The following is a 19,560-nucleotide window of genomic DNA, read 5'->3' as shown; positions in this document are numbered from 1 at the left end:
GATCTTGATGTTTTATTAACCAGATCATAGTATGACGTCATTAGCGACAGGTAAATACTGAATACATAAACATGTCGAGTAACTAGGCAGGAATCTTAGAGTGAGTGCGTGGCCAATCCGTTGGGATCTACTGTTTCGATACAGAATGATTGAGATTATTGCTTTGTGGGAAGGAAGATTAAATACCAACCACTTAATACAGAGCTTTGGCATTGGTCGGCAGCAAGCCTCCAAAGACATCAATACTTACTTAGTTGATGTCGCACCTGGCAACCTCATTTACGACAAACGGCTTAAAGGCTACAAGCCGAGCGATAGCTTTGTTCCCAAGTTAACAAGCGGTCATGCGGATGAGTATCTGCACATTCTTTCTCGTAGTGAAGATATGGCCGTAACATTTGCTGATCTCAATATGGGCTTTGAAAATACAACCATGGTGCGCCCAGTCACACGCAGCATATCACCAGAAATTTTGCGTCCGTTAGTTCAAGCCATCAGAGAGAAAAAACGTGTCGATATTTGCTACACATCGTTAAAAGATGGTGAGTGCTCGGGGCGCATAATTTCCCCTCATACCTTAGTTTGTACCCCACTACGCTGGCATGTTCGCGCTTATTGTGAACATGCTGGTGGCTTCCGCGACTTTGTGTTAAGCCGTATTCATGGGATACCGGATATTAACGAGCAAGCCACTTACGACAAACACGCTGACGAGCTTTGGATCACTAAAGTGAATGTTGATATTGTGCCTGACCCGCGTTTGAACGAGAAACAGAAAAAGGTAATTGAAAAAGACTATGCCATGAGTGACGGCGTTCTTAGCATCGCTACAAATGCATCATTAATACGATATGTGCTAGATGCTTATAGCATCGATATACACACGCAGAAGTCTAATCCTCAAGGCCAGCAAATTGTATTAGGTAATTTATCTGAGCTAACAAATTACCTATGATACAGAAAATTGATCTGTATTCAGATAACACCCGAATTCAACTGTGAACTTATTGACACAATACGTGATTCAAATCTCATTTTAAAGTTTTTTTTGCAGTTCCCCTCAATGTACCCCCAAGAGTAATAGAAAAAGAAAAGCCACATTATAAAACAACAACTTATATAAAGATTAAGAATCCCTCTTAAATGCCTTGTTAGTTTTTGCTACTCAACACCTACAAAAACTTCTCTATGAGGACTTCGTCTACGTATTCCCCGCGAACTTTTGCATGCTTCTTCGCAGTACCTACAATTTCAAAGCCTTGTTTAAGATAAGCTGCCAAAGCTCGCTCATTATCACTACGGACGTAAGCAAATAGCTTTTCATAGCCCTTTTGCTTTGCAACTTCGAATGTCGAGTTGAAAAGCTCTTTTGAAACACCTTGACCACGAGCATTTTCACTGACAAACGTACCAATTATGCCCACGTGGTCAAAAGCTTTTGTGTATTGTGCGAACGGCTCAATATTTTGGAAACCAATAACCGTTGAGTCACTTCCGGACAACGCAACTGTAAACACACCGCGCTCAGGAAATTGAGCAATAAACTCTTTTTCTTCTTCAGGGGTAAAGGTTGTGTCCAATACTGTGTATAAGCCTTCAATAATGATGGGATTGAGGACATTTGTAATGCCTTCAGCATCATCGAGAGTCACCTGACGTACAACTAAACTCATGCAACTTAACTCCTATTGTAATTGGAATTGCTTTGTACATGAGTTCAAGATTTCCGGCAACAACTAACGCCCAATTAAGGGGTGAACAACGCCTCCACCCAACCTAAAGCACTGTGCCATAAACACTAAATTTGAAGTAGAAGCAAAAATGCCAAGCGTTGTGAATCCCTCTTAAATTGCTTGTTATGTAGCGATGCTCGCTAGGATGCAAACCAAGAATGCAGGCACCCCAGATATAAGTAGCTTGATGCAAAAAACTGTGTTTTCTGAAAACCGTTCTTCATCAACTTCATCCGCTACAGTACGGTCAACCATAGAATCTGTAACCGTATCAACTTTGTCGTCGGACTGCCCTATACCACCTAGAGGCGGGTACATGAAAAATAAGGCGGTTGTTCCCCATAAAAGCATTACGATGAAAAATGCGTAGTCCGACACAAACTTAAGTCCAAAGAAGCCTGTAGACATCTCAAGACCAACAACTATTACGACTGCTATTACATTCGCAACCAATACAAATCGAACTAAACCAAGCATTTATACTCCATTTCTTACCTAGCTACATAACGCCTTGTTAAGGTGTGAGGCACGCAATACTGAAGCTCCTGCATACCACCTTAACCACCAAAACTAATGCATAGTAAAAATGCCACGCGTGCCGAATCACTCTTGAACAATTTGTTATGTTGTAATTTTTGCCAAGTTTTTAAATTCATCATGTGTAACACTTGAGTTAAAGAACGAATGTTGTGGGAAGTTATTCCTTAGCAATTTGTGCATTTTTTCTTGTAGTTCAATAAGCGAGCTACCGAACTCTTCTAAACCATTCAAGCGCTCGGTAAGATATATTATATTCTCATCATCACTATGTTCTTTTTGATTTCTTTGCCAACGAAATATCCCCTCAATATAACGATTGTAGTTAAAAATAGCATAATAAGAATCCACATAGACGTGTGAATCAAGCTCAGAGATAAAGATGTTCGTCTCCAAATCAACTTCGACTAACCAATCAGAAATGTCACCATCCAGTAATTCTATATCGCCCGCTTGCTTATCAAATTGTTCAAGATAATTTTGCTTTATGCAGCCGTAGACTTCCAACATACAACTTAACTTGAACATAAAGTTATTTGAAGAATTAACAGCCGCATTAATTTCTTTAGATTGGTGCAAGTAGTGCTGCTGGAGAACTGTCAAAATAGCCACAACCACACCAATTGATGAAAGAAAAATACCTAAACTATTTAGCACCGACACAAAACTTTGCTTTGTATCTAACGAATAAACAAGAATGATAGCCATCAGATAAAAGCCGATAAAGATGGAACATATTTCCCTCAGATATAACCCTATTCTTTTAAGCAATGTGTGATATCCCCCATGATTACAACATAACGCCCAATTAAGGGGTGAGCCACGCTACCACGATACTCAATTTAGACGCCGTAAACACTAAACTTGACCCAAACCAAAAATGCCAAGCGTGGGGAATCCCTCTTAAATTGTTTGTTATATTTCTCGAAGTGCGATCTTTTTGATTACTTCATAACCTAGCTGACGAACTTCAGGTGTTGCAAAGATTTTCTTTAGGGCATTCGTGATTTTTGCTTTATTGAAACGCAGCCAAGCACCTTTAGGAAAAGATTTGGCATTAGTTTCAGCTTTATTCAATGCAGATTCTAATACTTTAATTTTTTCTTCAGAGATATCACATTCTTCGCGAATGGCTCTAACTCGCTCTTTTAGGCTATGAAGGCTATCTTTGAGTTTTACTAGTTCAGATTCATCAAAACGTTCATCGGAGTCGAACATTTCCGTTGGAAACATCTCCTCGATCTGTTCAGACAGCTTAACATCGCATGAAGGCTCTTCGGCATATATAACCAGTAATTCACGTTCGATGTTATTACACCATTCTTTTAGGTCATACTTGATATGGCTAAGATCTGAAATTTCGTAGATATCTGTTGCCTTTAATTCGCCTGGAACTAGAGTCACTTCAATTGATTGAACTTTATCCGTTGTATATTTAGTTTCATCTCCACTAAGGGTTCTAAATGTCGCTGAGTAAATATCTTTCGGAATTGGTTTAGTTACTTTGGTTTCTTTTTCGTACTCGATTTCACGCACAACGACTTGGAAAGAGTCATAGTGAAGAAAAGAAATGGAGAACAAGTAATTTTTGTTCTCAGAGCTAATCTCAAAGTCATCAGCACTAAATGATGACTCCTCTAGAGTAGACTTTAGCTCATTAATAAAACTATGATTTAATTGCACTTTACTCTCCTGAAATATAACGCCTTGTTAAGGTGTGAGGCACGCAATACCGAAGCTGCCGCATACCACCTTAATCACTAAAACCAACGCATAGTAAAAATGCCACGCGTGCCGAATCACTCTTGAACAATTTGTTATACGATTTCTCACAACGAGCGTTGAAACAGACCTTTTTGGGCTTTGAAACCTAATTTTTCAAACAGAGCTTTAGACCGAAAGTTACCTTCATCAATGTCTGCATACAATTTTTCAATGCCCACAGATTTTGCGTGAGAAAATAATAAACTGAGAGCTTCCAACATATAGCCTTGTCGCCAATATGCTGAATTAAGTAAGCATCCAACCTCACATGAACGACCACAATCACTAAAACTATGTAAACCGCAAGTTCCAATAACTTTGTTGGTCGATTGCTCTAAAACTGCCCATTCCAGCGATTCACCCGACTTTTCTAATTGGACGACGCTTTCTAGCATCTGAAATATCAAATCTTTCGATGGAAAAACCGGATCTGAGGCAAATTCCATTGTTTGAACATCACCATAAATCTCAAACAGGTCTTCAGAATCTTCCATTTGAATTGACCTCAATACAACCCTACTTCCGTGTAAATCAGGCTTCATTTTTCTCCTTAATCGTATAACGCCGCGTTAAGTAGTGAGCAACGCGACCACCCGACCTAAAACCTTACACCGTAGACACAAATGCTGAGTCGAAGTGAAACCGCCAAGCGTTGCGAATCTGCCTTAAACGCTTTGTTATGGTGATTTATTTTAGACTTGCTTGAATGATAAGTAACTCAATTTCATTGGCCGATGTATTAACCAAACCATGAGTGCCAAAACGTTTATTAACTATCATATCTCCTGAAGTCACTTTTCTTTCCTCACCTTCAATGGTCATAGTGCCTTCACCTTTCAAAATGATATACATTTCTTCATCGTCTCCGTGAGTATGCTCACCCATAGAACTTCCTGGTGGCATAACTACACGGATAGCGAAATCCCAAGCACCATCGAAATCTTTACGCCTAAATGCACGATAGATATCAATTGAACCTTCTCCATCATGGCTATTTTCATCGACTTCTTTATCACAAGTGTAAAAATTACGTATCATTTTTTCCGAATTCCTTTCTGATTATTTTCAGCAGATCTGTAAAGCGCCATAACGCCGCATTAAGGTGTGACCAACGCTACCGCCAAACCTTAACCATACCACCGTAAACACGAAACCCAACCTTTAACTGAAAGTGCCAAGCGTTGGGAATCACTCTTAAATGCTTTGTTATAAATATTATGCGAATAGGTCTTTAACAATACCCCAAACCCCAAATGCGATGGATGTTATTAAAGCAATGCTAGCAACCCACATAGCCTGACAGTGTCTTCTTTGATCTTCAGATTTGAACTTATTGTCAACGAGTTCCTTTAAAGAAGCACTTGGTAATATAAAATTACCCAATGTTGTATTAACGAATTTACTTAAAGATGAAGGAAGCTCGACAGTGGTTCCATTGCTGTGCTGGTTACCTATCGCTATTTTATTAGAATTGGTACTACCTACGAAAGAAACGTAACCATTTTCTTCTAATTCCGTTAATAGCTGAACTAGAGTTACTGTCTCTATTAGCCCATTTCTACAAACTTCTTTATCAAGTGAGTCAACTGATACGTATGTTTTACCTGCTGTTGGGTCAGCCAAGATGCTTTTATTGCTATTGTGACCAAAAAATTCATTTTCTAAAAATAAATCTAGCAAAATCATACCTTCATCTCGAAGTGTCTTTGATTTAACTAACTTACTAAGAATGGCTTTCTCTTCCTTGCTGAAGGTTCTCATTAAAACTCCTAAATATTTATAACGCCCAATTAAGGTGTGAGGCACGCAATACCGACGCTTCCGCACACCACCTTAACCACTAAAACCAACGCATACCAAAAATGCCACGCGTGCCGAATCACTCTTAAATTGTTTGTTATAAAGCGGACTCTACGTTAAACGCCTTTTCGAACCACACTGAGCTTATGTACTGCCCATGTTTCTTCGCATATTCATTGAAAACTCCGACTTCTCTGAAACCAAACCGTTTATGTAATGCAACTGATGCGTCGTTTGGTAATGCAACACCCGACAATACACGATGGACACCATAGGCACGAATTGATGAGAACAACTGAGTATATAGTTTAGAACCTAAACCTTTCCCCTTTGCTTCTTGTGCCAGATAAACGGTCACTTCTACGGTGTCGTCAAAAGCTGAAATTGCTCTGTACTGTTGGGAACATGCAAAACCTAGCAACACGCCGTTTTCTGTGGCTACATATAGTTGATATTTGGTAGTGCTAGAAAACTGAGAAAACCATTTCTGACGATTTTCCAGAGTAAATGGAACTTCCTCAAAACGTGAATTGGTGTGTTCAATATAAAAATTAAAGATGTCTGTGATACCAGCAACATCTTTAATTTTACCTGTTCGAATTTCCACGAAATTTCCTTTTTCTTCGAGCTTTATAACGCCCAATTAAGTAGTGAGCAACGCAATACAAAAGCTTCCGCATTGCGCCGTAAACACAATACTCACTGCAAACCAAAACTGCCACGCGTTGCGAATCTGCTTAAATTGTTTGTTATGCGATTTTTCGGCAATGCTAAATTGGCTAACGAAAACATTATCTTAAACACGGAAAACTACAAACGCGCAGATGACTTTTTGTGATTCAAGAACCAACGAACTCAACATTTTCAGGAAAGGCGAACACGAGCGCGGTACGCTGCCTTAAAGCGAAGATTTGGCTTTTACTTGAGAGAAACTTAACGAGCCAGGACTTCCGCAAGTATCGGCTTTCCATAAACTTGCCCTTTCCACACTTTAAGCCCGAAAAACCTTCCACGACCAAATACGATTTTTAATGAGGCAACTTCACGAACTTTGGCATGTCTTACGGTTTGAGTGATTCAAGGATTTGAGCCGAAAATACTGATTTGCCGAAACCAAAAAACGAATGGCCAAAGAGATTAAATTTAGAGAAACCTAAAAATTAGCCTTGTCGCATAACGCCTTGTTAAGGTGTGAGGCACGCAATACCAAAGCTTCCGCATACCACCTTAACCACTAAAACCAACGCATAGTAAAATTGCCACGCGTGCCGAATCACTCTTGAACAATTTGTTATGCGTATGGTTTAACGCCTAAACTCTTTATCACTTCATGACTGTGCATTACACGTGAGACTGCGCTCTCTGTCAGCCACCAATTATCCCTGCGAGTGCTTCTATCGTTTACAAAGTAACCATAAAGATCCAAGCTTTGCGGTAAGACGTTTTTAAATAGGTGCTTTGCCCGTTTTATGTGGAAAGCCGTTGTCAGTATTGCCACTGATTTTTTCGCGACTTCACTTTCTACGATAATCTCTGTGGAAAATTGTGCATTCTCTACTGTATTTTTTGCATGTGGCTCTAAGATAATATCCGATTCTGAAACACCATTAGTCAAAGCATACTCTCTCATCGACTCAAATTCGGGCTTTCGATCTATTGCCAAGTTGCCACCTGACAACAGAAGCTTGGAAACTTTTTTCTCTTTGTACAGTTGTACAGCAGTTGGCATCTTGTATTGAGTTGCTTTGTAACTACCAAGAACAACAAGTACTTCTGCATGTTGGAACTCATCTTGGTGTTTCGGAAAAACCACCTGCGTAATACTCTCGATTTCGTTTTTATTCAATCCTATTCCCTTACACGATTGAGTGAATACGCATAACGCCTTGTTAAGGGGTGAGCAACGCAATATAGAAGCCACCGCATACCGCCTCAAACACTAAAACCAACGCATAGTAAAAATGCCACGCGTTGCGAATCCCTCTTGAACAATTTGTTAGCAGTTTAGTCGCAGTGCCCCTTGATGTTACCTACGAACATATTTGCCCCATTAAAAGCCCCAAAACCATTGATGGACTTTGTATATACAGCTTTTTCTGAATCTGGATATACAGCCCACGTTTCGATAGTCGATTCGCCACTATTGCTAACATCAGCGCAGATTAATGTAGCTGCGCCAGCTTGAAAACAACTCATGTTATTTGGAGAGACGCTACTTTCATCACCTTTAAATTCAACAATGAATTTTTGAGATGAAATGCCATCTTTGCCTATTTCAAAACTTTCGATTTGACGTGTAGAAAAGCCTTTTAGGTCGCCAACAACATAGCAACTAGCTTGACTGGTAAATGATACTAACAAAAAAACAAAAGTGAGATACTTCATAACTTCTCCAAACTGCTAACGCCCAGTTAAGGGGTGAAGCACGCAATGACCGAGCCGCTGCATAGCACTTCAACACCGAAATCAACGCATACCAAAAATGCCACGCGTGCTGAATCCCTCTTGAACTGTTTGTTAACTGGATTTGCAAAGGTGGAGTGCTTGCTCTACCGATTTTGCGATAATTACACGCTTATTGCTTGTAAGTGTATTGAGTTTGTCCATTATTACGGGTTTCGAATTTTGAGGATAGTCCCATAAAAATTTGATGAATTCGATATCAAACCTTTCATCGCAACCTTCAGCTAAATCTGGACGCTTACTACTTAATAATGTTCTCTTTAGTGCTCGATAGATACAGGTATATCGGTTTACATCTAAGAATATTACTGTGTCACAAGCTTCAAACCTTATATCAAGGGTGCTCTGATAATTACCATCGATAATCCAACACTCGCTTTCACAAAGACTTTTTTGAATTTTGAGCCAGTCATCTTTTGGAGTTTTAACCCAATTTGGTTTCCAATATAGCTGATCGAGATGATGAACAGGCAAATTCAACTCTTTACCTAATAGTGCCGAAAATGTGGATTTACCCGAACCGCCGGAACCAATGACCGCAATTCTTTTCATCGGACTTACCTCGTCATCAATCCAGTTAACGCCGCGTTAAGTGGTGAGCAACGCAACCACCTTACTTAAACCATTGTGCCGTAAACACTAAAGCTGAATCAAACCGAAGATGCCAAGCGTTGGGAATCCGTCTTAAACGCTTTGTTAGTGTTGTAACTCCAACCATACTTTACATTCGTTAAATATAAAAAAATCCCGCTCTGAATCAGATGCGTAGAAATCATGAAATGCCCCATAAATCTTATGTATACCTATATTATCGCCTACAAAGAACTCAATATTTTCATGTAAATCAAATCGAGAAATATCGCGTAAAAGTAACTCAAATTGCTGACTAGGGTTGGCGCTTCTGTAAACTATTTGAGATATATGGTATCTAACTAAAAAATCTATAGCAGCTTCGAATGACGGTTTCTCATGCCCTAGAGATTTAATCATCACTTCAAACATCTCTGACACTACTTCCCATATAGGTTCAGCATCATATACCGCCAAAATTTCATCCGTATATACTCCAGACTTCAATTTGCTCTCAGCAAAAGCTAATAAGTCTTCGGTAGAGAGTCGCCCCGCTACATAGCGAGAAATAAATAAATCATCTTGCTGCACAAATTTTCCTTTCAACACTAACGCCCTGTTAAGGTGTGAGCAACGCAATACAAAAGGCTCTGCAAAGCGCCGTAAACACTGAACTCAACGCATAGTAAGAATGCCAAGCGTTGCGAATCACTCTTAAACAGTTTGTTAGCATGTTGTTTCCGCTACAAACTCATTCACTTGAGAGCGTGTTGTGAAACGTACTTTAGAACCGTGAAAATCTCTGAACAATTGCTGATGGAACTGTCGTGAACTTTTGGATTCGCGAACCGAGTATTCAGAAGCCCATTTTAATAGTTCACGAAAATTCTTCTCCGCCTGTTCCTCATTAAGTTGCTTCGAGCTCTCCGAACCACGAGCATAAAGAGAACTTTCACATTCAGACCATTCCAAATCCAAAAACAACAGCATGTCAGCAGAAAAAATAAGCTGTTCGGCTAAAGCACCAAATAATCCCTCAACTACCCAGTTGCATTGAGACTTTATACTAGCAATTTCATTTTCGATTGCTCCGGTGGAGCGTTTTTGATTATAGCCACCTGGCTCCCATACAATCGAGTCCAAGTTAACTTCTTGCAACTGAAGTTTTCGGGATAACTGTTTCGACAACCAACTCTTGCCTGAGCCAGAATTACCGATGATGAGAATTTTCTTCATATTACTCCCGCATGCTAACGCCGCATTAAGGTGTGAGCAACGCTGCCACAAAACTAAACCATACCACCGTAAACACAAAACCCAACGATGACACCGAAAATGCCAAGCGTTGGGAATCACTCTTAAATGCTTTGTTAGCAGTATATCTTACGAGAACTCGACTTCTTCAGCTTGTTTTTCATAGATATGTTTCTGCCTCAAAACGGATACTTGGATTACAGCAGGGATTGTTACACGGTATGCAGCACCAGCAACATCAACAGCAGTCCATAGACCAGTAATAGCCCAACCAATTGGTCCAGTCAAAACCGCCATTGTTCTAGTAAGCGCTGCATTACCCGCGAACGTCAAACCACGACCAATTAATGCTTTAGCCACGGCATTTACGATAATTAGTGTTAGCTGATATGACTTGAAACCTCCGGCACGAAATACCGCCTGAAAAACACCAACCATTGCTTCTTTCGTTATGCCTGAAGTATTTTTTACACCCGTACTCAATGCCAATTCTTTGAGCTCTTCCGGAGACATTTTTTCAATAGCCTCCTCGAGAATTTTCATTAACAAATTTTGCTCAATCTTTTCGACACTAGAGTTTTTATTGTAATTTACTTTCATCTTATCGCAGACATCAGTCAACACTTCCTTATACTCGACGCCTTTACCACCACGTAACAAAGTCACAAAAGTGTTGGCACCGAAGCATTGTATTTCTGCAGCTATTTCTTCCCAGTACATCGAATGATCTGGATAGTGTCTTTTATATTTAGCGTGCTGAGTTAGTTCTTCAGTAAAACGCTCCTCACCATCTTTATCATGAGTTAAACAATAAACTAAGTCACTAAGGTCTTCTGATTTAATTGCTCCTAAGAACTCTAAGTCACTATCATATCTGTAAGCCATTTTTTTTCCTTTATTACTATTTTACTTATTACACTAACTTGTACTGCTAACGCCCTGTTAAGGTGTGAGCAACGCAATGCCGAAGTCACCGCATACCACCTTAAAAACTAAACGCAACGCATAGTAAAAATGCCACGCGTTGCGAATCACTCTTAAACAGATTGTTAGCACTCTTGGACTCATTACATCGACGGCCCAAAGTCGTCGTCTCTACTAGGAGGCTCAACTTTCTTGTTTTGTTCTGCGGGGATATCTGATAGCCAATGCTCATGAGCCGGTGCGCTTCTTAAAATATCAGTGTTCAGCTCTGGCTCAATATTTGGGTTCAATGAAACTGCCGAATTTACGATAACTAGTGGCGAATGAGAGGTATTGAATGAGTCTCTGACTGCTTTAACTGCATTTGAGTCAAAATTTAAGTTTCGGCCAAGTAAGTTGTCACCGAGGGATTGAGCCCAAAAGCGACCAAGATGATGTAAGTATCTACCACTTGTTTTGATGAAAGTTTCATCTGCAAGTTCACGTACGAACTCAATAGGGACATCAGAAATGTATGCCCTTTTTTCATGATAATCAACATCATACAGGAGCATACTAGTACACTTGCTCAACGCTAATCTATTCAACTGTTCTTTTTTAACAGAAATGAAGCCTCTCGGGTTCAGGCTATCATTGTAAAACTGACGCTTTGCTTCATAAAACGCAACACCATCAACATACTTGTCTTGTGTCAGCCAAATCCTAACAATAAATGCGATATCACCATTCTTTGTTTCTAATTTACCTTTCAGTTTATAGCCTTCCCATTTCGCTCGATGGTTCATCCCCTCCCATGACAGGTCACGGCCAAGACTTTCTAATTTCTCTAGTAACCTAGTGGTAATTTGGTTTTCACTCCAAGCATCTAGGTGTCTATTGTTAAAACAACCAACTAGAGCTTCATTCCCCTTCTCATACACATTACGAACCCAATCTTCGTATTTCATTTCACCTCCATTTGTGTGATGTAACCTTTTGAGTGCTAACGCCGCATTAAGGTGTGAGCGGCGCTTGGCTATACTTGAGCGAAGCGAAACTGCCAAGCGTTGCGAATCACTCTTAAATGCTTTGTTATGGCACATTTGCTTCTATTAGCTTCAATGCCAAAGCAGCCTCACTGCGGACAGCACGATACATTTTGACATGGCTCCATTCAGGCGCAGACAGAATTGAACGTAAAGTAAATTCGTCAGATTTACTAATGCCCATACCTAGAATTACGCAGTCTATTGCGGCGCTCTTGAAACTTTGAAAACCATTCATCTCTGATATTACACGCACCTCGTTTTCGTATTTCCAACTTTCATGCTTTATAGTCAGTGCAGCTTCAAGCAACGCCTGACCCAGCATACAGTGGTTAGCAAAAACATTGACACTGTTGAATCTTGATTTTGATTGCAGATCTTCGAGGATCTTTTTAAATGGGTGTTCGCTCTCATAGAGTACTTCCATAACCCAAATTGGCCAGTCATAACCACAAAAATAATGAGTTATGTCTTCATTGAAACCAATACAGATACCAGTATGAGATTGCGCATAATGCGACCACATTAAAATATCATTGGGCTTTCTGCTGAGGCTGTAAATACCATAATTTTTCAGCCGTTCTTTAACGTAGGATTCATGTAAATCAAAATCATCTCTAGATGGAGTAGCACCCAACTTTCTCAATTCTTGCATGAAACTACTTGGAAGCAACTGAGCGTCGAACGGATCGTTGAATTGGCTCGAAACAGGTAAGTAAATCTGTTTGTTTAGAAAGATCTCAAGAGTGTACTTCGAGATATCTCTATATTTAAACAAAAGGTTATCCAAAATAAACTCCCGTGCCTTTGTGCCATAACGCCCTGTTAAGGTGTGAGCAACGCAATACCGAAGCTCCCGCATACCACCTTAAACACTAAAACCAACGCATAGTAAAAATGCCACGCGTTGCGAATCACTCTTAAACAGTTTGTTAAATTTCGAATTACTGCCGAGCTTCATGAGCTAAACCTGACTCTTCTGCTGCCAGATTAAAAATATTGTCCGCTTCTTCATAAGCATCACTCAAGTCAACACCGTGCTCTCGAAAGCAAAACAACAATGTGCCAATAGCGCTACTAGCCATAAAGTAAAGAAACGATAAACTATTAAACTTCTGTTTATTTTGCTCAGCGGCACTATCCAAATCCGTGCCGGGAACAAATATGCCTAAATGGAAAAGAGCGCCATACAACGTACCGTGTAATGCTTCGGAAGCATCAGCGTATATCATTAGGACGTGAAGCAATAAATTTTTCCCCGATTTCTTGTCCAAGAAATCAGCTCTTTTATCAATGTTAAGTTTTGTCCAACGCGGAATTTCACGCCCATTTGGACTAGTAAAGCGCTCAACCGCTTTACTGTAATCTTCAGACAATTGATAGTTCTCGTTTGCGAAGTTAAGTCTTACTTTCTCCACACCGTCAATCTCGATTTTCCGTGATAAGCTTCTGGCGGCTTTGTTCTTTGTGTATTCGACAAATGAGGAATATTCCTCTTCTGATGAGTACAGCAAGTAACTCAAATTTATAACCCTTTCCAATAATGCACGAGAAATTACATAACACCGATTTATTCGAGAATGAGTCGCCAAAATATCTAACGAAATCGAATCTTCAATGATTGCAGCGAGTAACGGATATAAATTAATTGGTCTTTCAAAACCACAATTTCTAATATTAATTTCATGAGTATGAAGAATTTCTATGTGCTTCTTAAAGCACTCTCGCCATAGAAGCATCCCCTCTTCAGTTTCCATATCTTTAAATTGTGCCATCGATACCTCATCGAAATTTAACGCCGCGTTAAGGGGTGAACAACGCAATGACACCTAACTCAAACTATTGTGCCATAAACACAAAAGCTAAACTTTGAACCAAAACTGCCAAGCGTTGAGAATCCCTCTTAAACGCTTTGTTATACCACTACTCAAAGTTTTTCACTGAACTCCCCGCACTGCTTACACTTGTAGCCATGCTTGTAAAAGAACAGTGGAAAACCCAGTAAAATAAATACTAAGAAAGCTGGGCGCTTACCTTTTGTAAATGAAAATAGCTCTGTGCTACCACAGTTAGGACAAACATCTTTTGCTTCATCAACGGCAACTTCATTTTCCAATGATTCTGAGAAGTCACTACTAAGTATTTGTTTCGCTTCCTCTGCATCACTCTCGGACACCATCAGACGGACACCGCCCATGGCGTTTGAATAAAGCCACTGAGTATTCACCGTGTGCTCATCAGCAATGTAACTTTCTATTCCGGCACTATCTAGGCTCGCTTTCGCAATATGGGCTTCATGAGGAAAAGAAAACCTTGCCACTACAATCACATTTTACTCCTTGTGGTATAACGCCTTGTTAAGGTGTGAGGCACGCAATACCGAAGCTTCCGCATAACACCTTAACCACTAAAACCAACGCATTGTAAAAATGCCACGCGTGCCGAATCACTCTTGAACAATTTGTTATGAGACATTTTTTCGCAATAGATTCTTTCTGTGCTTTTGATACTGCCTACTTTTAAAAAACCAATCACTGCCTGCGAGAAATACCGCGCCAATGACAGTAACTAAATAAAGACGGTACGAAATAAAAGGCGACAGGTTCAAGTAAAAATCGTTTTGAACAAATGCAGTACCAAATATAAATGGTACACAGAAAGCTAATCCATGAGTAAGACAGTGCCTTAGAAAGCCTCTCTTTTGAATCTTGAGCCACTGAACCTGTTTTTTCCGTTCCATCTATTCCACTCTATTCTGCATTTTTTATGGTGGCTCATAACGCCGCATTAAGGTGTGAGCAACGCTACCACGAAACCTAAACATAGCACCTTAAACACAAAACCCAACGATGGAATGAAAAATGCCAAGCGTTGGGAATCACTCTTAAATGCTTTGTTAGGCGCTTACCGTTTACGCCACTTGGGTAAGGATAACCTACCTTTTCTTGCGTCTGGAAATAGATATTCCGGGGCAAATCCTGTGTACCAATTAATTTGCTCTCTACAATGATTACGAAACTTTGGGTCACTCCATAAAACGTACATTTCCGCTTTAGTTAACCTATCTATTTCTTTCTTATCTTTATTGATAATGTAACCGGTGTAGGGGTTTAACTTTGTTTTCCCATTTTTGTTGTTTAAGTGGCCATGGGGTACTGATGGAAAGCAATCCGCGTCGCCAATAGTAAACATCCACTTTTTCAGTGCAAGTAAGCTTAGGCTTTCATCACGAACGTCATTCTGAGACGTAGAAGTTTGGCTTGTAAGTCCATTGACTTCTTCTAACTGACGCATCTCAGCTTCGGTGCTATCTTCTGTAGAAGTTAACCAGTCAATAGTTTCAAGCCTCTCTGCATACTCATTTAGTCCAATTAAGCCATGTTGGTAGCTTAGATCAGCTAATAGTAAGAGTGTTGTTTTCATTGCGGGCCTTTATTAAGAACAGTTCTATCGGGCGATCATACTTAAAGCCAACTCAATAAAAATCGTATACATCACAAAACCGCTTGGCAATGTTTGAACGGTTATATTATGAACTGCCGCCTAACGCCCTGCTAAGGGGTGAGTAACGCAATACCGAAGCCGCCGCATACCACCTTAATCACTAAAATCAACGCATAGTAAAAATGCCACGCGTTGCGAATCCCTCTTGAGCAGTTTGTTAGTCGCGAGGCACCGAGCGACAATTTTAAGCCAAACTAAACTTTGCGAACAACAAACTTTATGTGTTTTGATGCACTTAAGTCAGGCGTAGTCTCAAAGCGGCTATTCAATGAAACCACATGGAACAGCCAACGCCGCAGAAAACGGACTGACAACACCAAAAAAGCGCTTTTGGAAAACCCATTTCACAGTGCGGACTTTCAACAAAGTCACTGAAACCAAGTGGAACTTACAACACCAGAGAAAACGTCATTTCAGCGAGTAAATCTGCTTTTGTACCCAACAAACTCACCGAGCGGAGTTGCAACCAAAAACAGACTCTCGATTGCCCTGTTCTGTCAGCACCAAAGAACAAAAAATCCGCTTGGACACTTGCAAAACTTTGGACTTAAAACAGCTGAAACTGAGTTTTGACCATCGATGAAGAACCTGTATAGCAAACAATCATCAGCCAAATTTTAAGCTTAGAAACATGATTTTGATTGCTAGCTTTTTCTGGCGACTAACGCCGCGTTAAGGGGTGCAGGCACGCAATACATAAGTTTCTGCAAAGCACCTTAAACACCAAACCCAACGCAAACTAAAAATGCCACGCGTGCCAAATCCCTCTTAAACGCTTTGTTATATGCGGGGTTGACGCTGAAGTGAAATACTCACAACGCTATGGTTTGGCTCACATTCAATATCGACCACTGACCACCCTAGCGATTTGTATAACTGCGCGACATTTGTATAAGCATATAGATTATTTTGAAATAGTTCTGATACTTGATTAACACCATGATTAATCAGTTCGCTAGCAATACCTTGACCACGCCACTCTGGAGAGACAAATACTGCATTAAGCCAAATTACTTCTGAGTTACCGTGAGGCTCTTGATAGCGAGAATAAGCCAAACCACCGATAACTTGATCATTTCTAACAGCAACCAGAATTGGCGGAAGGTCTGCTTCTGATTTATAAGTATTTGCGAACAAAAAATCAGACCACTCAGTTTGAAACAGTTTTTCTAGTGCAATCCAATACTTAGTATTTTCATCGCAATTTCTGAATTCTACTTTGTTCATATTGGATTATTTCCTTAAAGCATATAACGCCGCATTAAGGTGTGAGCAACGCTACCACGAAACCTAACAAGACCACCGTAAACACCAAACCCAACGATGGAATAAAAAATGCCAAGCGTTGGGAATCACTCTTAAATGCTTTGTTATGCCCGTGCTCTTAAAGCATGCTGGACAGGAACTCTTTCGTCGGTTCAGGTAGTAAATCTTGCGGCTTATCCCCACCAAAAGTAGCTAAACCACTCTTACCTTCGATAATTCCAGATTTAACTACAGAACCAGATTTTACATCCACAACAACCATTTTTACTTTTACCTTGTCAGACTTTGCCGACCATTCTGTCGCTCGGTCTTCCCAGTGCAGAATTGTTGGATACACCAAATAGTCAAATTTTCGTGAAGACGCAAAGTTTAACGCAGTGTTGTAGTCTTCTGGTTTTTTAGCAATAACAACGTTATTTAGCGTTGCTACAAGCTCACCTTTTATGGTTTGGCTAACCATTTGCCCAGAACCCGGGTAATAATGACTTCCATACTGCCCATCTTGCGATAAGGCGATATATACTGCATTACTAGCGTTCAACTGAACATTGCTATCCGTTTTAGTTACATTCAATGAATGAGAATCAGCACAGCCAACGATTGCTGATAGAACGGCAGACAACAAGAGTATTCGTTTTTTCATTTTTATTTCCTATTACTAACATTCATCACAAATGATAGTAAAAATCTAGACTTGTAGGGCATAACGCCCAATTAAGTAGTGAGCAACGCAATACAAAAGCGACCGCATTGCGCCATAAACACAAAACTCACTGCAAACCAAAACTGCCACGCGTTGCGAATCTGCTTGAATTGTTTGTTATGCGAATTTTCGATAACGCCAAATTGGCTAACGAAAACATTACCTTAAACACGGAAAACTACAAACGTGCAGATAACTTTTTGTGATTCAAGAACCAACGAACTCAACATTTCCAGAAAAGTCCACCACAACCACGGAGCGCGGCCTTATAGCGAAGAATTGGCTTTTGCCTACGAGAAACTTAACGAGCAAAAGTTTCAGCAAATACCGGCTTTCCATGAACTTGCCCTTTCCACACTTTGCAATCGAAAAACTTTCCGCGCCCAAATACGATTTTCAATGAGGCAACTTCACGAACTTTGGCATGTTTTACGGCTTCAGTGATTCGTGAATTTAAGCTGACAATGTTGATTTGCCGACACCAAAAAACGAATTGCCTGAGACAACGTAATTGAAGGAGTATTTAAGATTTTACCCTGTCGCATAACGCCCTGTTAAGGTGTGAGCAACGCAATACCGATGCTACCGCATACAACCTTAACCACTAAACGCAACGCATAGTAAAAATGCCACGCGTTGCGAATCACTCTTGAACAGTTTGTTAGGCATTTAATGCCACGTGAGCTATGCCTTGTTAAACATTGGCCTTAATTTATAAATCAACTCATGCTCTAAAAACATTAATTCGCGTAAATCATTTTCCAGCCAAATCGCGACTTTAATGTCAAAGCTTGGAATTAGCTTACCCAAATGGTATTCACCTATATATCCAAGATCTATTTCATATTCTCCGTCTTGAAAAAAGACATCTTCAGAATACTTATCGATATGGTTATCGCTGGTTTTCCAATGACGATATAAACGTTTATTCAATTGCTTAGTTTTACCAACGTATAATGGTGCAAAATCTACAACATCACCGGCAAGTCGGTAGCTATCAAAAAAGAAATAACAACCTATATTTGATCGCAATTTTTCATCAGAAAACGGATAAGAAAAACTTTCCAGAAACCTATCCATATGATCGAGTGAGCTTGCTCTGATAAAACAATCTGGAAGTCTTACTAATTTTGACAGAAAGTAATCTTTTTCATCTTCAAAAAATTCTTCTTGATACCAAACCGAATTTTCCATACATCTCCAATATATGCCTAACGCCGCATTAAGGTGTGAGCAACGCAGCCACCAAACCTAAACCATTGCGCCATAGACACGAAACCTAACCTTGAACTGAAAATGCCAAGCGTTGGGAATCACTCTTAAATGCTTTGTTATATTTATGCTTCTACGAAGCTACTCGACACTTTATTTTTTAGTAAAGTTGCTAATAATTTCAGCATCACTTTTTTCTCGTTCACTGCTCGGTGAGTAGCAAAAACTAACTGTATAATCACCTTCGAACTTTTCGTATAGCTTAGGTCGAAGTAACCTAGATTTGTTATCGTTGAATATTGATCTTGTCCCACCATCTGGGTTTCTACGGACGCTGTAGCAAAATATTTTGTTTGGATCTTCGCTATCACTTTCAGAAAGTGATTTATTCATAGCTGTTTTGAATAAATTACTTTTTGATAAATCTATTTTATCAGGTATGAAATTAGCAAAGTACTCATTAAACTGGTGTAAGATACTGCCTAGATTTTCCGCCCACTCTATACCAAAATATTCTCTCAGTGTACGAGCGTCAGTCAAAAGCTCCCGAACATTAGCTTCTACCTCCAAGTTGTCGTCAATATCGTTCGCCTTTAGGAACTCGACTTTTAGGAGAGCATAACGATTTAGCTTAACTTCATGCTCTTGGTATAGCTTAACTAGAACCACATAATCTATGTTTTTATATTCAAATGGAAAAGCTTCGACTACCCAACCTTTTTCTTCCATATCTGATTTAAGTAGTTTGAAATTCTGAAAAAAATCCATACTAAACCTTAAGCAAGTGTTTGTTATAGTTAGTAAA

Annotated in this window: 24 protein-coding genes and 1 pseudogene; 2 read left to right on the top strand and 23 right to left on the bottom strand. The window is 39.8% G+C overall.

The window, feature by feature from the left end; translation table 11 throughout:
• Positions 1-100 precede the first annotated feature (100 nt).
• Positions 101-955 carry a helix-turn-helix transcriptional regulator gene (locus VEA_RS08465; protein ID WP_006741462.1) on the top strand — a complete coding sequence of 285 codons (855 nt, stop codon included), beginning with the start codon at positions 101-103 and terminating at the stop codon, positions 953-955.
• 217 nt (positions 956-1,172) lie between these two features.
• Here the strand turns inward: VEA_RS08465 and VEA_RS08460 are convergent, their stop codons facing one another.
• The 19 genes from VEA_RS08460 to VEA_RS08365 form a co-directional block, all read right to left on the bottom strand.
• Positions 1,173-1,673: a GNAT family N-acetyltransferase gene (locus VEA_RS08460; protein WP_012841702.1), complete on the bottom strand. Its 501-nt coding sequence runs from the start codon at positions 1,671-1,673 to the stop codon at positions 1,173-1,175.
• A 183-nt stretch (positions 1,674-1,856) separates the two neighbouring features.
• Complete coding sequence (locus tag VEA_RS08455) at positions 1,857-2,210, bottom strand: hypothetical protein (protein ID WP_012841701.1); 354 nt, start codon at positions 2,208-2,210, stop codon at positions 1,857-1,859.
• A 144-nt stretch (positions 2,211-2,354) separates the two neighbouring features.
• A complete protein-coding gene (locus VEA_RS08450; RefSeq protein WP_230198175.1) occupies positions 2,355-2,978 on the bottom strand; it encodes a hypothetical protein in 624 nt (207 codons plus the stop codon).
• Positions 2,979-3,185: 207 nt separating this feature from the next.
• Positions 3,186-3,953, bottom strand: coding sequence for a hypothetical protein (locus VEA_RS08445; protein ID WP_006741460.1), 768 nt, complete (start codon positions 3,951-3,953; stop codon positions 3,186-3,188).
• 146 nt (positions 3,954-4,099) lie between these two features.
• Positions 4,100-4,576, bottom strand: coding sequence for a GNAT family N-acetyltransferase (locus tag VEA_RS08440; RefSeq protein WP_024699537.1), 477 nt, complete (start codon positions 4,574-4,576; stop codon positions 4,100-4,102).
• A 145-nt stretch (positions 4,577-4,721) separates the two neighbouring features.
• Positions 4,722-5,072 carry a cupin domain-containing protein gene (locus VEA_RS08435; RefSeq protein ID WP_012841698.1) on the bottom strand — a complete coding sequence of 117 codons (351 nt, stop codon included), beginning with the start codon at positions 5,070-5,072 and terminating at the stop codon, positions 4,722-4,724.
• 177 nt (positions 5,073-5,249) lie between these two features.
• Positions 5,250-5,795, bottom strand: coding sequence for a hypothetical protein (locus tag VEA_RS08430; protein WP_041852932.1), 546 nt, complete (start codon positions 5,793-5,795; stop codon positions 5,250-5,252).
• A 136-nt stretch (positions 5,796-5,931) separates the two neighbouring features.
• Positions 5,932-6,441, bottom strand: a complete 510-nt coding sequence (locus tag VEA_RS08425; protein WP_012841697.1) for a GNAT family N-acetyltransferase — start codon at positions 6,439-6,441, stop codon at positions 5,932-5,934.
• Between the two features lie 684 nt (positions 6,442-7,125).
• Positions 7,126-7,680: a YdcF family protein gene (locus tag VEA_RS08420; RefSeq protein ID WP_230198171.1), complete on the bottom strand. Its 555-nt coding sequence runs from the start codon at positions 7,678-7,680 to the stop codon at positions 7,126-7,128.
• 158 nt (positions 7,681-7,838) lie between these two features.
• Positions 7,839-8,219: a hypothetical protein gene (locus VEA_RS08415; protein ID WP_012841695.1), complete on the bottom strand. Its 381-nt coding sequence runs from the start codon at positions 8,217-8,219 to the stop codon at positions 7,839-7,841.
• Positions 8,220-8,351: 132 nt separating this feature from the next.
• The gene (locus VEA_RS08410) at positions 8,352-8,849 is read right to left on the bottom strand and encodes a DNA topology modulation protein (RefSeq protein ID WP_012841694.1); all 498 of its coding nucleotides are present in this window, start codon (positions 8,847-8,849) and stop codon (positions 8,352-8,354) included.
• A 144-nt stretch (positions 8,850-8,993) separates the two neighbouring features.
• A complete protein-coding gene (locus VEA_RS08405) occupies positions 8,994-9,458 on the bottom strand; it encodes a hypothetical protein (protein ID WP_041852931.1) in 465 nt (154 codons plus the stop codon).
• 135 nt (positions 9,459-9,593) lie between these two features.
• Complete coding sequence (locus tag VEA_RS08400) at positions 9,594-10,223, bottom strand: P-loop NTPase family protein (protein WP_006741458.1); 630 nt, start codon at positions 10,221-10,223, stop codon at positions 9,594-9,596.
• 27 nt (positions 10,224-10,250) lie between these two features.
• Positions 10,251-11,006: a YaaW family protein gene (locus VEA_RS08395; protein WP_006741457.1), complete on the bottom strand. Its 756-nt coding sequence runs from the start codon at positions 11,004-11,006 to the stop codon at positions 10,251-10,253.
• 182 nt (positions 11,007-11,188) lie between these two features.
• Positions 11,189-11,992, bottom strand: a complete 804-nt coding sequence (locus VEA_RS08390; protein ID WP_230198174.1) for a hypothetical protein — start codon at positions 11,990-11,992, stop codon at positions 11,189-11,191.
• Between the two features lie 124 nt (positions 11,993-12,116).
• Positions 12,117-12,860, bottom strand: a complete 744-nt coding sequence (locus VEA_RS08385) for a DUF2971 domain-containing protein (protein WP_230198173.1) — start codon at positions 12,858-12,860, stop codon at positions 12,117-12,119.
• Positions 12,861-13,014: 154 nt separating this feature from the next.
• Positions 13,015-13,845, bottom strand: coding sequence for a DUF5677 domain-containing protein (locus VEA_RS08380; RefSeq protein ID WP_012841692.1), 831 nt, complete (start codon positions 13,843-13,845; stop codon positions 13,015-13,017).
• 152 nt (positions 13,846-13,997) lie between these two features.
• Positions 13,998-14,399, bottom strand: coding sequence for a putative signal transducing protein (locus tag VEA_RS08375; RefSeq protein ID WP_012841691.1), 402 nt, complete (start codon positions 14,397-14,399; stop codon positions 13,998-14,000).
• Between the two features lie 575 nt (positions 14,400-14,974).
• Entirely contained in the window at positions 14,975-15,493 is a 519-nt protein-coding gene (locus VEA_RS08365) for a hypothetical protein (protein WP_041852928.1), read from the bottom strand.
• Between the two features lie 349 nt (positions 15,494-15,842).
• Between VEA_RS08365 and VEA_RS24630 the strand changes: the two are divergent.
• Positions 15,843-16,147, top strand: a pseudogene (locus tag VEA_RS24630) (hypothetical protein).
• 207 nt (positions 16,148-16,354) lie between these two features.
• Here the strand turns inward: VEA_RS24630 and VEA_RS08360 are convergent.
• From VEA_RS08360 to VEA_RS08340, 4 genes are all read right to left on the bottom strand, one after another.
• Positions 16,355-16,801 (bottom strand): GNAT family N-acetyltransferase, encoded by a 447-nt coding sequence (locus VEA_RS08360; protein WP_012841687.1) that lies wholly within the window; start codon positions 16,799-16,801, stop codon positions 16,355-16,357.
• A gap of 157 nt (positions 16,802-16,958) precedes the next feature.
• Complete coding sequence (locus VEA_RS08355) at positions 16,959-17,483, bottom strand: DUF4823 domain-containing protein (RefSeq protein ID WP_023585555.1); 525 nt, start codon at positions 17,481-17,483, stop codon at positions 16,959-16,961.
• Positions 17,484-18,227: 744 nt separating this feature from the next.
• Positions 18,228-18,737 carry a GIY-YIG nuclease family protein gene (locus VEA_RS08345; protein WP_012841683.1) on the bottom strand — a complete coding sequence of 170 codons (510 nt, stop codon included), beginning with the start codon at positions 18,735-18,737 and terminating at the stop codon, positions 18,228-18,230.
• A gap of 171 nt (positions 18,738-18,908) precedes the next feature.
• On the bottom strand, positions 18,909-19,523 hold the full coding sequence (locus VEA_RS08340) for a DUF6037 family protein (RefSeq protein ID WP_006741452.1): 615 nt from the start codon (positions 19,521-19,523) through the stop codon (positions 18,909-18,911).
• Between the last annotated feature and the right edge of the window lie 37 nt (positions 19,524-19,560).

The sequence above is a fragment of the Vibrio antiquarius genome (assembly GCF_000024825.1).
Taxonomy (GTDB): Bacteria; Pseudomonadota; Gammaproteobacteria; order Enterobacterales; family Vibrionaceae; genus Vibrio; species Vibrio diabolicus.
The sequence above is the reverse complement of the archived record's forward strand: the minus strand, read 5'-3'. Positions and strand labels throughout refer to the sequence as shown.

Excerpts from the sequence above, each read along its gene's own strand:
- VEA_RS08460 (WP_012841702.1), bottom strand. The coding sequence starts at position 1,673 with ATGAGTTTAGTTGTACGTCAGGTGACTCTCGATGATGCTGAAGGCATT.
- VEA_RS08455 (WP_012841701.1), bottom strand. The coding sequence starts at position 2,210 with ATGCTTGGTTTAGTTCGATTTGTATTGGTTGCGAATGTAATAGCAGTC.
- VEA_RS08450 (WP_230198175.1), bottom strand. The coding sequence starts at position 2,978 with ATGGCTATCATTCTTGTTTATTCGTTAGATACAAAGCAAAGTTTTGTG.
- VEA_RS08440 (WP_024699537.1), bottom strand. The coding sequence starts at position 4,576 with ATGAAGCCTGATTTACACGGAAGTAGGGTTGTATTGAGGTCAATTCAA.
- VEA_RS08435 (WP_012841698.1), bottom strand. The coding sequence starts at position 5,072 with ATGATACGTAATTTTTACACTTGTGATAAAGAAGTCGATGAAAATAGC.
- VEA_RS08430 (WP_041852932.1), bottom strand. The coding sequence starts at position 5,795 with ATGAGAACCTTCAGCAAGGAAGAGAAAGCCATTCTTAGTAAGTTAGTT.
- VEA_RS08415 (WP_012841695.1), bottom strand. The coding sequence starts at position 8,219 with ATGAAGTATCTCACTTTTGTTTTTTTGTTAGTATCATTTACCAGTCAA.
- VEA_RS08410 (WP_012841694.1), bottom strand. The coding sequence starts at position 8,849 with ATGAAAAGAATTGCGGTCATTGGTTCCGGCGGTTCGGGTAAATCCACA.
- VEA_RS08395 (WP_006741457.1), bottom strand. The coding sequence starts at position 11,006 with ATGGCTTACAGATATGATAGTGACTTAGAGTTCTTAGGAGCAATTAAA.
- VEA_RS08390 (WP_230198174.1), bottom strand. The coding sequence starts at position 11,992 with ATGAAATACGAAGATTGGGTTCGTAATGTGTATGAGAAGGGGAATGAA.
- VEA_RS08380 (WP_012841692.1), bottom strand. The coding sequence starts at position 13,845 with ATGGCACAATTTAAAGATATGGAAACTGAAGAGGGGATGCTTCTATGG.
- VEA_RS08365 (WP_041852928.1), bottom strand. The coding sequence starts at position 15,493 with ATGAAAACAACACTCTTACTATTAGCTGATCTAAGCTACCAACATGGC.
- VEA_RS08360 (WP_012841687.1), bottom strand. The coding sequence starts at position 16,801 with ATGAACAAAGTAGAATTCAGAAATTGCGATGAAAATACTAAGTATTGG.
- VEA_RS08355 (WP_023585555.1), bottom strand. The coding sequence starts at position 17,483 with ATGAAAAAACGAATACTCTTGTTGTCTGCCGTTCTATCAGCAATCGTT.
- VEA_RS08345 (WP_012841683.1), bottom strand. The coding sequence starts at position 18,737 with ATGGAAAATTCGGTTTGGTATCAAGAAGAATTTTTTGAAGATGAAAAA.
- VEA_RS08340 (WP_006741452.1), bottom strand. The coding sequence starts at position 19,523 with ATGGATTTTTTTCAGAATTTCAAACTACTTAAATCAGATATGGAAGAA.